Origin of the sequence: Microbacterium sp. GbtcB4 (assembly GCF_019091465.1) — a bacterium.
Taxonomy (GTDB): domain Bacteria; phylum Actinomycetota; class Actinomycetes; order Actinomycetales; family Microbacteriaceae; genus Microbacterium; species Microbacterium paraoxydans.
Genome location: NZ_JAGXJJ010000002.1, coordinates 253,975 through 266,632 on the forward strand (window position 1 = coordinate 253,975; position 12,658 = coordinate 266,632).

General features: G+C 69.8%; 11 protein-coding genes and 1 tRNA gene. 3 read left to right on the top strand and 9 right to left on the bottom strand.

Annotated elements, in window-relative coordinates; translation table 11 throughout:
• Positions 1–3: 3 nt before the first annotated feature.
• From KVS71_RS05090 to serS, 4 genes are all read right to left on the bottom strand, one after another.
• The gene (locus KVS71_RS05090) at positions 4–1,263 is read right to left on the bottom strand and encodes an LCP family protein (RefSeq protein ID WP_060921416.1); all 1,260 of its coding nucleotides are present in this window, start codon (positions 1,261–1,263) and stop codon (positions 4–6) included.
• A gap of 47 nt (positions 1,264–1,310) precedes the next feature.
• Positions 1,311–1,395 (bottom strand) — tRNA-Ser (locus KVS71_RS05095).
• 42 nt (positions 1,396–1,437) lie between these two features.
• Positions 1,438–2,259: an HAD family hydrolase gene (locus tag KVS71_RS05100; RefSeq protein ID WP_060921415.1), complete on the bottom strand. Its 822-nt coding sequence runs from the start codon at positions 2,257–2,259 to the stop codon at positions 1,438–1,440.
• Positions 2,256–3,560, bottom strand: coding sequence for a serine--tRNA ligase (gene serS / locus KVS71_RS05105; RefSeq protein ID WP_217584063.1), 1,305 nt, complete (start codon positions 3,558–3,560; stop codon positions 2,256–2,258). The genes KVS71_RS05100 and serS overlap by 4 nt, the downstream gene beginning before the upstream one ends.
• A 97-nt stretch (positions 3,561–3,657) precedes the next feature.
• Between serS and KVS71_RS05110 the strand changes: the two genes are divergently transcribed.
• Positions 3,658–4,656 carry a diacylglycerol kinase family protein gene (locus tag KVS71_RS05110; RefSeq protein WP_217584064.1) on the top strand — a complete coding sequence of 333 codons (999 nt, stop codon included), beginning with the start codon at positions 3,658–3,660 and terminating at the stop codon, positions 4,654–4,656.
• 12 nt (positions 4,657–4,668) lie between these two features.
• Here KVS71_RS05110 and KVS71_RS05115 read toward each other — a convergent pair whose 3' ends face one another.
• The 3 genes from KVS71_RS05115 to KVS71_RS05125 form a co-directional block, all read right to left on the bottom strand.
• Positions 4,669–5,415: a hypothetical protein gene (locus KVS71_RS05115; protein ID WP_217584065.1), complete on the bottom strand. Its 747-nt coding sequence runs from the start codon at positions 5,413–5,415 to the stop codon at positions 4,669–4,671.
• A 57-nt stretch (positions 5,416–5,472) separates the two neighbouring features.
• Positions 5,473–6,933: a cardiolipin synthase gene (gene cls, locus KVS71_RS05120; RefSeq protein ID WP_060921411.1), complete on the bottom strand. Its 1,461-nt coding sequence runs from the start codon at positions 6,931–6,933 to the stop codon at positions 5,473–5,475.
• Between the two features lie 89 nt (positions 6,934–7,022).
• Positions 7,023–7,196, bottom strand: coding sequence for a hypothetical protein (locus KVS71_RS05125; RefSeq protein WP_167627854.1), 174 nt, complete (start codon positions 7,194–7,196; stop codon positions 7,023–7,025).
• A 112-nt stretch (positions 7,197–7,308) separates the two neighbouring features.
• Between KVS71_RS05125 and KVS71_RS05130 the strand changes: the two genes are divergently transcribed.
• Positions 7,309–8,424, top strand: coding sequence for a DUF4192 domain-containing protein (locus tag KVS71_RS05130; RefSeq protein WP_217584066.1), 1,116 nt, complete (start codon positions 7,309–7,311; stop codon positions 8,422–8,424).
• Between the two features lie 11 nt (positions 8,425–8,435).
• On the opposite strand, the gene lysS is transcribed toward KVS71_RS05130, so the two are convergent.
• Positions 8,436–9,968: a lysine--tRNA ligase gene (lysS, locus tag KVS71_RS05135; RefSeq protein WP_217584067.1), complete on the bottom strand. Its 1,533-nt coding sequence runs from the start codon at positions 9,966–9,968 to the stop codon at positions 8,436–8,438.
• 86 nt (positions 9,969–10,054) lie between these two features.
• Here lysS and KVS71_RS05140 point away from each other — a divergent pair, with 86 nt between their 5' ends.
• On the top strand, positions 10,055–11,908 hold the full coding sequence (locus KVS71_RS05140) for a DUF2207 domain-containing protein (protein WP_217584068.1): 1,854 nt from the start codon (positions 10,055–10,057) through the stop codon (positions 11,906–11,908).
• 55 nt (positions 11,909–11,963) lie between these two features.
• Here KVS71_RS05140 and KVS71_RS05145 read toward each other — a convergent pair whose 3' ends face one another.
• Positions 11,964–12,656: a DUF2520 domain-containing protein gene (locus KVS71_RS05145; RefSeq protein ID WP_060921443.1), complete on the bottom strand. Its 693-nt coding sequence runs from the start codon at positions 12,654–12,656 to the stop codon at positions 11,964–11,966.
• Positions 12,657–12,658 lie beyond the last annotated feature (2 nt).

Consider the following 12,658-nt stretch of genomic DNA (forward strand, 5'->3'; position numbering starts at 1 on the left):
TGATCAGCGCACGTTGCCGTTCGAGCACGTCTGCTGCGCGGCGGAGTTGCCCTTGATCGAATCGGGCAGCGCCACGACGTCCGGAGCGGTCGTCGGGGTCGGCGTCGCCTCCTGCGTCGGGGTGGTGGGCTCGGCGGGCTCGGTGGGTGTCGTCGGCTCCTGCACGACGACACCGTCGTTGCTGGTGTTCTCGTGCGTGATCTGCAGCTGGGCGTTGGCCTCGATCGCGTCCCAGAGGGCCGCGGCGGCCTCGTCGTTCGGCACGACCTTGTTCGGGTCGTCCCAGTCCTCCAGGGTCGGGTACTGCACGAACACGATGTCCTCGAACGGCACCGACTTCACGGCGAGAGCGATCTTCACCATCGTCATCGGATCGGCGAGCGACGTGCTCGTCTCCAGGTTCTGGATGCCCGTGTTGGCGAGCTTCAGCATCACCGGCACGTTGCCCAGCACCTCGCCGCTGATGAGCTTGCGGGCGAGGCTCGACATGTACTGCTGCTGGTTGCCGATGCGGCCCAGGTCGCTGCCGTCGCCGACGCCGTGACGGGTGCGGAGGAACTGCAGAGCCTCGAGCCCCTGGACGGTGTGCGTGCCGGCTGCCATGTCGAGACCCGTGTAGCGGTCGCGGATCGGGTTGGCGAGGCAGACGTCGACGCCGCCGATCGCGTTGGTGATCTCGATGACGCCGCCGAACGTCACGGAGGCGGCGAACTGCACCTCCTGGTCCGTGAGGGCCGATATCGTGCGGACGACGCAGTTCAGTCCGCCGTCGGTGTAGGCGACGTTCAGGGGCTGCTTGCTCATCGCGGCGGTGGCGTTGCCGTCCTCGTCCTCACAGGACGGGATGGGGATCATCAGGTCGCGCGGGAAGCTGACGACCGTGATCCGCCGCGGCTCCTCCGAGACGTGCACGAGCAGATTCACGTCGTTGAGGGTGCCCTCGGCATCCCCGCCGGTGCACCGATCGCCGAAGTACTGCTTGTAGTCGTCCTCGCACGTGTCGACGCCGGTGAGGACGAGGTTGAAGCCGCCCTTGTACTCGCCGATGTCCGGCGGCACGTCTTCCTGCCCGTCGAGGTCGACGGCGTTCGCCGAGACGGTGCTGGAGAAATCGAGGTAGAAGTAGGCCGCGACGCCGATGCCGCTGACGAGGACCACCGCCATGCTGATCGCGAGAAGCCGGAGGAGCTGGCTGACGGCGCCGGGCGAACGCAGCTGACCATGTCGCGCGACGGTGCGGCGGCGGCGGGTGTTGTCGCTCACTCGGGCCCTTTCGGATTCAGCGCGGCGGGGGTACCGCGCTCAGGAAGCGGAGGGTGTGGGATTCGAACCCACGAGACATCTCTGCCCACTGGTTTTCAAGACCAGCTCCATCGGCCGCTCGGACAACCCTCCCGACAGAAGCATCTGTCGACCAGGCGCGAGTCTAGCCGAGTTCTATTCTCCGGCGTCGACCTGGGCGGGCGCTGGAAGCGTGTCCAGGGCGCTGGCGAGCCCTCCCTGCTCGACGTCGGCGGTGATCTCCCCCGCGGCGTCCTTCACCTCGACCGGCGCCTGTCCCATGGCCACCGCGCGCCCACCGCCGCTGCGCGCCCAGCCGAACATGCCGATGTCGTTGCGTCCGTCTCCGGCGACGAGCACGCGCGCGGCGTCGAGACCGAGCTCGTCGCGCACGCGTTCCAGGGCCGTGCCCTTGTCCACTCCCTGCGGTGCGATGTCCAGCCAGGCCGTCCAGCCGATCGCATACGAGACCTCGTTGAGCCCGGCATCGGCGACGAGCCGGTGGAAGTCGTCCTCGTCGTGCCCGGGTGAAACGACGACGATCCGGGAGACGGGGAGGGCCCCGAGCTCCTCGAAGTCGACCTGACGGCCGCCGTCGAGCGTCCAGTCGTCGAGCTGCTCGGTGAACAGCCGCTGCCCCGAGCCGAGCTCCACCATGTACCGCGCGTCCGGGAGCCGGTCCCGCAACAGCGCCAGCACGGGTGTCGGGTCGAAGGTCTCGACGTGCCAGCGCTCCCAGTCGTCCCCGTCGCGGCGCATCGTGACGGCGCCGTTGGAGCACACCACGTACTCGGCGGTGAGGCCGAGCTCCTCCACGTAGCGACGGGTCGCCATCCAGCTGCGACCGGTCGCGATGGTCACCACGTGTCCCGCGTCGCGGACGCGGGCGACGGCCTCAGGAACACCGGGGCTCATCGTCTCGTCCTGCAGGAGGATGGTCCCGTCGACGTCGAGGCCGACCAGCCAGGGCGCCGTCACCGGGTGCTCTGCTCGTCGGCGAGCGGGCGGATCACCTCGAGTCCGCCGAGGTAGGGGCGCAGGACCTCCGGAACCCGCACCGAGCCGTCCGCCTGCTGGTGCGTCTCGAGCAGGGCGACGATCCAGCGCGTCGTCGCGAGCGTGCCGTTGAGGGTCGCGACGTGCTGGGTCTTCGGCGCCGTACCGCCCTCCTCCACGGCAGGGCGGTAGCGCACGTCCAGACGACGCGCCTGGAAGGTCGTGCAGTTCGAGGTGGAGGTCAGCTCGCGGAACGCGCCCTGTGTGGGCACCCAGGCCTCGATGTCGTACTTCCGCGCCGCGCTCGGCCCGAGGTCTCCCGCGGCGACGTCGATCACCCGGTATGCGAGGCCGAGCGAGGTCAGCATCTCCTCCTGCAGCGCGACGAGGCGCAGGTGCTCGGCCTCGGCGTCCTCAGCCGTGGTGTAGACGAACATCTCCAGCTTGTTGAACTGATGCACGCGGATGATGCCCCGGGTGTCCTTGCCGTGCGAGCCGGCTTCCCGGCGGTAGCACGTGGACCATCCGGCATAACGGAGGGCCCCGCTTGCGAGGTCCACGATCTCGTCCTTGTGATACCCGGCAAGAGCGACCTCGCTGGTGCCGACGAGGTAGAGGTCGTCGTCCTTGTCGAGGTGGTACACCTCATCGGCGTGCTCCCCCAGGAACCCCGTGCCCTGCATGATCTCAGGGCGCACGAGGGTGGGCGTGATGAGGGGGACGAAGCCGTTCTGCAACGCCTTGTCGAGAGCGAGGTTCATGAGCGCGATCTCGAGTCGGGCACCGATCCCGCGCAGGAAGTAGAAGCGCGCACCGGAGACCTTGGCCCCCCGCTCCATGTCGATGGCGCCGAGAAGCTCACCGAGCTCGAGGTGGTCGCGCGGCTCGAAGTCGAACGCCGGGACCTCGCCCACGCGACGGAGCTCGACGAAGTCCTCCTCGCCGCCGGCCGGGACGCCGTCGATCACGACGTTCTCGATCCGCGCGAGTGCCGTGGCAGCGGCCTCGGCCGCTTCGTTCGCCGCGTGCTGGGCCTGCTTGACGCGGTCCGCGAGGTCTTTGGCCTGCGCGACGAGGGCCGCCTTCTCCTCCTTGGGCGCCTTCGCCACCTGCTTGCCGAACGCGTTCTGCTCGGCGCGCAGCTCCTCGAACGCGGCGAGCGCGGCGCGGCGCGATCGGTCGGCCTCGAGTGCGACGTCGACGGTGCTCTGGTCATTGCCACGGGCAGCCTGCGAACGGCGGACGATCTCCGGGTTGTCGCGGAGGAGTGCGAGGTCGATCATGCCGCAAGTCTACGAGGTGTGCGCCCGGGGACCGGGCTGCCGGGTATCCCTCCACCCGTGCTGCTCTCCTCGGACGATGCCGGTCTAGAGTAGCGCCATGACCACGAGTCCTCCCGTTCTGAAGCAGGCGGCGCTCGTGTACAACCCGGTGAAGGTCGACGGGAAGCGTCTGCGCGCCCAGGTCCGCGACCTGTCCCGCGAGGCCGGATGGGACCACCCCGCCTTCTACCCCACGACCGTGGAGGACGCGGGGCAGGGGGCGACGGCGGAAGCGCTCGCGCGCGGGGTGGACGTCGTGCTCGTGGCCGGCGGCGACGGCACGGTGCGGGCGGTCGCCGAAGCCATCGCCAATACGGGCGTGCCACTCGCGATCGTCCCGAGCGGCACCGGGAACCTTCTCGCGCGCAACCTCGGTCTCCCGCTGGCCGACCCCGCGGAGATGATCCGTGCCGCCCTCGGCGACTTCCACCACCCCATCGACATCGGCTGGGCCCGGATGACCAGGGAGGACGGCGGCGAGGAGGAGCATGCGTTCGTCGTGCTCGCCGGCATCGGCCTGGACGCCGACATGATCGCGAACACCCGTGCCGATCTGAAGAAGTCCGTCGGCTGGATCGCCTACGTCGACGGCGCCGCCCGGTCACTCCCCCGCGCGAAGCCCTTCCGCGCGGTCTACCAGATCGGCACAGGGCGCCTGCACTCCACGAAGGTGCACAGCATCCTGTTCGCGAACTGCGGCACCCTTCCGGCCGGCATCTCCCTGATCCCCGACGCGTCGATCACCGACGCGACCCTCGACGTCGCGGTCATCCAGCCGACCGGCGTCCTCGGCTGGCTCGGCGTCTGGCGCAAGATCTGGTGGGACAACTCCGTGCTGCGCCGGTTCCGTGCCGGACGGCTCGTGCTCGAGCGCCGTGGCACGGACGCGTCCGTCCATTACTTCCGGGGCGCCCGCGCCGAAGCTGCGGCGCCCGCCCCCACGCCCATCGAGCTCGACGGCGACGAGTTCGGCGAGGCCGTGCGCGTCACCTGCCGTGCCGACCCCGGCGCACTCCTGCTGGCTCTGCCCACCGGGCACCCGGTGCACATCCTCTGAGGAGTCGCCTCCTCAGCGCACGTCGACAGTGCCCTCCAGACCGCCGCCGACCAGGGTCAGCTGGAACGGACCATCATCATCGACCTCGTCCTCGGCGAACTCGATCACCGTGCCCCGCGGCGCCATGTCCATGGTGCACACCTGGTTCTCGTCGGTGACGAACGTGACGGTCCCCGTGGACCCCTCGCCCTCGACGGACTCGACGACCGGAGCACAGCTGGAGGATCCCCAGGTCAGGAGGACGAGCCCACCGTCGTCGAACCAGCCGGCCGAAGGCTGATACTCGGTCGACGATCCCGGTGTCGCCGTGGCGTCGGGATCGGCATCGACGTCGATCTCGTCCAGCAGGTCCCCGTACGTCACGACGAGAGTGATGTCCTTCGTCGGGTCGACCCCCTCGGGCAGCGCGCCCAGGCTCGCGCGCGGTGCGAGGTCGGCCGTGCAGGCCTGTTCCGTCGCACCATCGGCGTCCGGCTCGACGAGGGTGACCGAGACCCGCTGTCCCTCGGCGGTGATGTCGTCGACCTGGGGCAGGCACGTCGAGGATCCCCAGCTCACGATGGCGAACATCCGTCCGTCGTCGAGGAGCGTCGCGTCCATGTCGTCCTGGTCGTCGCTGCTCCCCGCACTCCCGGGACCGCTGGACGGGTCGGACGTCGAGTGCGGTGCCGCTCCGCCGGGACCGACCGTGCAGCCGGCGAGGACGAGAGCGGCGGCGAGCGCGGAGGACACGGCGATCACAAGCCTGCGGGGAGTCATGCCCTCAGGCTAGCGGCGGGTTCCCCCGCCCGAAATGGGGCTTGACGAAATGCGCGGTCACTGCAGCGCGGAGGTCAGCCGTGCCAGGTTGTCGAGCACGGTGGAGCGCAGGGGCTGCTGCATCCATTCCTCGAGGGTCAGCTCCCGGCTCAACGACCGGTACTTGTCCTCGACCTCGCGCATCTCGGCGACGAACTCCTGGCCGCGGACGAGCATCGAGACCTCGAGGTTGAGGCCGAACGAGCGCATGTCCATGTTGCTCGACCCGATGACGGCCACCTCATCGTCGATCGTGAGGCTCTTCGTGTGGAGGATGTAGGGCTTCCGGTACATCCAGATCCGCACCCCCGCGCGCAGCAGCGCTTCGTAGTAGCTCCGCTGGGCGTGGTAGACCATCGCCTGGTCGCCCTCCTCCGAGACGAACAGCTGCACCTCGACACCGCGGTCGACGGCCGCGGTGACCGCCAGCAGCAGAGCCTCGTCCGGGACGAAGTACGGGCTGACGATCATGATCTGCTTCTTCGCCGCGTAGAGGAGCGCGAGGAACAGGCGCAGGTTGTTCTCGACCTCGAAGCCGGGACCGGACGGCACCACCTGGCAGTCCAGGTCCCCCGATCCGATGTTGGCGTGAGAGATGTCGATCTCCTCCAGCACGACATCGGTCTCGCTGTACCAGTCGCTGAGGAAGATCGCGTTGACGCTCAAGACCACCGGTCCGTCGAGCCTCACCATCAGATCGACCCAGTGCAGACCGCGTCGGATGTTCTTCGGCAGGTTGTAGGTGGAGTCGGTGATGTTCTGCGATCCCAGGAAGGCGATGTTGCCGTCCACGACGAGCAGCTTGCGGTGGTTGCGCAGATCAGGGCGCTGCATCTTGCCCTTGAGTGGCTGCACCGGGAGCATCAGATGCCACTCGGCGCCCATCTCGTTGAGACGGGCGATGGTCTGGCGGTAGCGGGGCTTGCCGCGGTTCGCCCAGTGGTCGAGGAGCACGCGAACGGCGACGCCCCGCGCCGCGACCTCTTCGAGGGCGCGGAAGAAGTTGTCCGTCGAGTCGTCGGACTGCAGGATGTAGAACTCGACGTGCACGTAGTCCTGCGCCGTGCGGATCGCCTCCGCCATCTCGTCCAGTGATTCCTGGTAGTCGGAGATGAGGTGCGCGCCGTTGTCGCCGGAGAGCGGCAGAGCGCCGAGGCGCTGATTCATCTGCACGATCGGCCCGAACCAGGCGGGGGCGTTCGGCCGGAGCGTCCCGAAGTGGAGGTGCTCGCTGGTCTCCGCGATGTACTCGTTGATCTGCTCCTGCTTGCGGCGCCGCGCACGCGGCAGGCGGGGGTTGCCGATCAGCAGGAACAGGAAGACGCCGACCACCGGGATGAAGAACACGGCGAGGAGCCAGGCCATCGCCGCGGTGGGCCGGCGGTTGCGCGGGATGACGATGATCGCGGTGACGCGGATGATGATGTCGAGCACCAGCACGAAGGCGGCGACCCACCAGCCCCAGGACTCCGCGGTCATCACGCCCCCTCACCCACACCGGGGATCGTCGTCACCCCGGGTCGCGCCGGACCCGGCGCGCTCGCTTCACAGTAGCGGATGGGGCGGACTCAGGCCCGCGGAGGCAGTCCGCGCGCGGCGCGTTCCTCGGCCTCGATCTGCGCGTGGACCTTCCGCTCCGTGCGGTCGAACCGGAGGATGCCGCGGAGAACGACGAAGAAGACGATGCTGACGCCGACCGTCGGCAGGAGCGACCATGCCGCGGCGAGCCAGAAGTTGTCCATGCCTCCATCGTACGCGAGCGACTACTCGTGCACAGGCGCCGCTTCACAGGAATCTCGTCCACATCGCGCCGGACCCGCTCCGACGGAGACGGGGGCACGCGAACCTCTCCTCATGACAACCGTGCTCCGCGCCTCCGACTCCGCCCAGTTCCTCGGCATCGTGCCCGCCCTCGCAGGGTTCACGCCGCACGAGAGCATCGCCCTCCTCCCGTTCCACGGTAGCCGCAGCGACGGGGCGATGCGCCTCGATCTGCCCGACGCCGCCGTTCCTCCCCTGCAGTACGCCGCCGCGGCCGTCGAGTTGCTCGGCCGCGTCCCCGGTACGGATGCGCTGGCCGTCGTCGTGTACACCGATGAACCACCCCAGACGACGCCAGATGGCCTCGTCCTCCCTCAGGCTGTGACGGTGGACACCCTTCTCGGATGTGCCGAGGAAGCGGGGCTGCGTACCGTCGAGGCCCTGTGTGTGACGCCCGAGGGATGGGCCCGGTATGACGACGAGGATCCGACGCTGCATCCCTTGTCGGACATCGTTCCGCCGCCGGATGCCTCCTCCCTCGGCGACGTCTCCGGCGATCAGTTCTCCGGCGCGGGGCTCCCGCCGGTCTCCGCCGCGGAGGAGGACCAGATGGCGCGCATCCTGCGCGGGCTCGACGCCGCCCTCGCGCCAGGGCAGGCCGACCCCTCTCGTTCCGCAGAGCCGGAGGTGATCTCGGCGTGCGCGCTCCTCGACGACATCCCCGCTTTCCTCGAGTCAGTGGTCCATCACCACGACAGTCTGCGGCCGTTCGACACCGCAGCGCTCGTGTGGTGTCTCGGACGTCCGCCGGTGCGCGATGCGGCGATCGCCCAGTGGGCCACCGATCACCGTCGGGGCATTCGCACCATGGAGGCGCAGCTGGCTTTCGCCGCCTCCGGCGCGCCGGTGCCCGACGACATCGGACGAGTGTTCCTCGGCCGCGGCCCGGCGCCGGACGGGGAGCGCCTCCGCGCGGCGCTGCACGCCGTCCGAGACGCCACCGCCCTGGCACCGCGGGCAGCACGCCCCGGCCCGCTCACGGTCGCGGCCTGGCTCTCCTGGGCGCTCGGCCGGGCCACGCACGCAGGTCGCTACCTCGACATGGCGAGGGAGATCGATCCCGGGTACAGCCTCGCGCTGCTGCTGGACACCATGATGTGCGGCGCCGTTCTGCCGGAGTGGGCGTTCCACGGGCGGCGTGGAGCGTGAGCGCGTCGCTTCTACTTGACCAGCGGGAAGAGGATGGTCTCGCGGATCCCGAGGCCGGTGATCGCCATCAGGAGTCGATCGATGCCCATCCCCATGCCCCCGGACGGCGGCATGCCGTGCTCGAGAGCCCGCAGGAACTCCTCGTCGATCGGCATGGCCTCGACATCGCCTCGCGCGGCGAGCTTCGCCTGCTCGACGAAGCGTTCGCGCTGGATGACGGGGTCCACGAGCTCGGAGTAGCCGGTCGCCAGCTCGAAGCCCCGGATGTAGAGGTCCCACTTCTCCACGACGCCCTCGACGGACCGGTGTTCGCGCACGAGGGGAGATGTGTCGACGGGGAAGTCCATGACGAAGGTCGGCCGCACGAGGTCACCCTTCACGAAGTGCTCCCAGAGCTCCTCGACCAGCTTCCCGTGCGTGGCCTGAGGCGGCACGTCGACCCCGTTCGCCTCAGCGAAGGCGATCAGGTCGTCGACGGAGTCCGCGGGCGTGACCGTCCGTCCGGAGGCGGCGGAAAGGGACTCGTACATCGAGATGCGGTCCCACTCGCCGCCCAGGTCGTACTCGGTGCCGTCCGCCCAGGTGACCGTGGTCGACCCCGCGACGGCGACCGCGGCCTGCTGGACGAGTTCCTGCGTGAGGGCCGCCATCTGGTTGTAGTCGCCGTAGGCCTGGTAGGCCTCGAGCATCGCGAACTCCGGGCTGTGCGTCGAGTCGGCGCCCTCGTTGCGGAAGTTCCGGTTGATCTCGAACACCCGCTCGATCCCGCCCACGACCGCGCGCTTCAGGTACAGCTCCGGCGCGATGCGGAGGTAGAGCTCGGTGTCGAACGCATTGGAGTGGGTGACGAAGGGGCGGGCGGATGCACCGCCGTGCTGCACCTGCAGCATCGGCGTCTCCACTTCGAGGTACCCGTGGGCGGCGAAGGTCGCCCGCAGGCTCGCGTTCACCGCCGCGCGCGCACGCACGGTCGTCCGCGCCTGCTCACGCACGATCAGGTCGAGGTAGCGGCTGCGCACACGCCCCTCTTCGCTGAGCTCGGCGTAGGCGTTGGGAAGCGGCAGGATCGCCTTCGACGCGATGGTCCAGTCGTCCGCCATGATCGACAGCTCACCGCGGCGGCTGGAGATGACCTCGCCGTGCACGAAGACATGGTCACCGAGGTCGACGTACTCCTTCCAGTCGGCGAGCGACTCCTCGCCGACATTGGCAAGGGAGATCATCGCCTGGATGCGGGTGCCGTCGCCGGCCTGGAGCGTGGCGAAGCAGAGCTTGCCGGTGTTGCGGCTGAACACCACGCGCCCCGCGACGCCGACGACCACGCCGGTCTCGGCGCCGGGCTCGAGGTCGCCGTACTCCGCACGCAGTGCGGGGATGCTGTGCGTCACCGGCACCGCGACAGGGAAGGCGCCGCCGCCGGCGTCCGAGCGCTTCTCGATCAGACGCTCGCGCTTGGCGAGGCGGACGGCCTTCTGCTCGTGGATGTCCTCTTCGGTGGAAGGGGCGGCCGAGGCCGTTTCGGGCGCGGCGGGCGCATCAGTCATGTGCGGGGCTCCTTGGAAGTCCTCCCCAGTTTACCGAGATGGCGCGGGACGTCCTCGCCGCGCGGCGTGCTGGGTAGCCTCGAAGCATGGCCCCCACTCGGATCCTCCGTGCGAGCGCCGTCGTCGCTCTCGCCACCGTCCCTGTCCTCGCGCCGGAAGTCGCCGTCGCGGTGACCCCGGCGACCGCGACCACCGTCGTCTCCGCCGCCGATGTGGACGAGTTCTCCTACGCCTCGTGGGACGCGGTGTACGACGTCGGGCTCGACGATGACGGCCGGGCCCACATGCAGGTGAGGGAGACGCTCGTCGCGCGATTCCCCGACGCCGACCAGAACCGCGGCATCGTGCGCGGCCTGGCGACGGCATACAAGAACGCTGACATCGACACCCGGGTGCTCGCGGTCACCGATGAGGACGGAGCCGCCGTCCCGTATGAGACCGACGAGGATGACGGGACGCTCTTCATCCTCACCGGCGACGACGACTTCGTCCACGGCCTCACCACCTACGTCATCGAGTACGAGATGCGCGACATCATCGTCGGGAGCGCACCCGACCCGTCCGGCACCCACGCCGCAGACGAGTTCTACTGGGATCTCCTCCCGCTCGACAGCACGCAACCGATCGAGGCGTTCCAGGCCGACATCCGGTTCGACGCCGTGCTGACCGCCCATCTCACCGGCGCGACGAAGTGCTACATCGGCCCCTCCGGATCCACCGAGCCCTGCGACCTGGAGGGACCGATAGCGGACGGAGAAGCCGCTTCCTTCCACGTCGAAGCCGGGCCTCTGCCCGCCGCGGACGGTGTGACGGTGGCCGTCGGCTTCGATCCCGGCTCAGTGACTCAGCCCGCTGCCCGCATGCCCGACGCGGTCGCCGATCTCGGGCCTGCCGTCGCTGCCGCCGGCGCCGTGGGTCTGTCCGCGGTCGGATGGGCAGTCGCCGTGGGCGCTGCACGACGTCGGCGTCGCGCCACCGGGATCATCGTGGCGCAGTACGACGTCCCCGACGACCAGCCGCCCCTCCTCGCCGCCGCGATCCTGCCCGGAGCCGAGAACGTGATCCCTGCCGAGATCGTGCACCTCGCCGTCCGCGGCGCGCTGCGCATCGAGGACGGGACGTCGACCGGAGCACCACGGCTTCGACGACGGCCCCACGGCAGCGCGCCGAGTCCCCTCGATCAGGCTGCGCTCGACGCGCTCTTCCTCCACGCGGGTGCGGACGGCGTCGTGGACCTGCCGGCCGAGAGTGAGGCATTCGCAACGCGGATGACGGCGCTGACGACGAACGGACGCGAAGAGGCCGCCCGCCGGGGCCTGACGACCAGGGTGCGCAGCCGCGCGGCCGTCATCCTGCAGTCCGTGGCGATCGCCCTCGCCGTCGCCGGTCTCGTCGTCGCCGTCGTCGCCGTCGCATCCGGACGGTTGTCCGCCGGCCCCGCGCTTCTGGCCATCTCCGTCGGAGCCCTCCTCGTCGCGGCCTCCAGCTTCTTCACCTTCTCGCGGCACACGGTCCTGACTCCGGAGGGAGCACAGGCGTACGAACACCTGCAGGGGGTGCGCGAGTTCATCCGCGTCGCCGAGGAGGACCGGCTGCGGATGCTGCAGTCCTACACCGGGGCGGAACGACGTACCGACGAGGGCGTGGACGTCATCCACATCTACGAGCGCCTCCTCCCCTACGCGATGCTGTTCGGCATGGAGGAGGAGTGGGGCCGCGTGCTCGAGACGGCATACAGCCAGGAGACGCACGGCCCATCCTGGATCGGCGACCCCGCATCCTTCGCGCTTCGCACCTCGCTCGTGGCGTTCATGAGTTCCTCCACGGCGGCGGCGACGTACTCCGCACCGTCCACCGGCACATCATCCAGCAGCGGCGGTTCGTTCGGCGGCGGATTCTCCGGTGGCGGCGGCGGCGGCGGCTTCTCCGGAGGACGCTGAGCCGGGAAGCGGTCGGCTGGCGGCGCTGCGCGCACGATCACACGCCCGCACCCGATCAGACGAGTGGCGGCGGTTCTGAGGCGTCGCGCAGCGCCCGCTCGACGGTCGACTGCACCAGCGCGGAGAGGAACCCGCCCGGATTCTCGACGCCGATCTCACGGAGCCGCGAGGTCGACTGGCCGATGATCGAGCGGGAGAACTCCGTGGCCGTGGCGATCGCATCGGCATAGGCGGGACGGTCGGCCTCGGCGATGACGACCGGTTCGCACCCCATCTCCACAGCCAGCGCCTGGGCGATCGGGAGCACGGCGGCGGGAGCGGTGACCGCCGCGAATCCCGCCTGCAGCTGTCGGAGATCGATCGAGGTCCCGGTGAACGTGATCGCCGGATGCACCGCCAACGGGATGGCACCGCGCTCCGCCGCCGGGCGCAGGACCTCGATGCCCTGCGCCGGATCGGTGTGCAGGACGAGCTGGCCGATCTGCCACCCGCCCAGCTCCGCGATGCCCGAGACGAGGGCCGGAAGCTCGGCGGAGGGGACCGCGAGGACCACCAGTTCGGCGCGCCGCACGACCTCCTGGGTGTCCAGCACCGGGACGCCCGGGAGAACCGCGGACGCACGTTCGTCGTCCGATCCGCTCGTGATCCCGACGATCGCATGTCCGGCTCCGGCCAACGCGGCGCCGACAACAGGGCCCACACGCCCCGCGCCGACGATGCCGACGCCGAGACGGCCGTCACGCACCACGC

Excerpts from the sequence above, each read along its gene's own strand:
- serS (WP_217584063.1), bottom strand. The coding sequence starts at position 3,560 with ATGATCGACCTCGCACTCCTCCGCGACAACCCGGAGATCGTCCGCCGT.
- KVS71_RS05110 (WP_217584064.1), top strand. The coding sequence starts at position 3,658 with ATGACCACGAGTCCTCCCGTTCTGAAGCAGGCGGCGCTCGTGTACAAC.
- KVS71_RS05115 (WP_217584065.1), bottom strand. The coding sequence starts at position 5,415 with ATGACTCCCCGCAGGCTTGTGATCGCCGTGTCCTCCGCGCTCGCCGCC.
- cls (WP_060921411.1), bottom strand. The coding sequence starts at position 6,933 with ATGACCGCGGAGTCCTGGGGCTGGTGGGTCGCCGCCTTCGTGCTGGTG.
- KVS71_RS05125 (WP_167627854.1), bottom strand. The coding sequence starts at position 7,196 with ATGGACAACTTCTGGCTCGCCGCGGCATGGTCGCTCCTGCCGACGGTC.
- KVS71_RS05130 (WP_217584066.1), top strand. The coding sequence starts at position 7,309 with ATGACAACCGTGCTCCGCGCCTCCGACTCCGCCCAGTTCCTCGGCATC.
- lysS (WP_217584067.1), bottom strand. The coding sequence starts at position 9,968 with ATGACTGATGCGCCCGCCGCGCCCGAAACGGCCTCGGCCGCCCCTTCC.
- KVS71_RS05140 (WP_217584068.1), top strand. The coding sequence starts at position 10,055 with ATGGCCCCCACTCGGATCCTCCGTGCGAGCGCCGTCGTCGCTCTCGCC.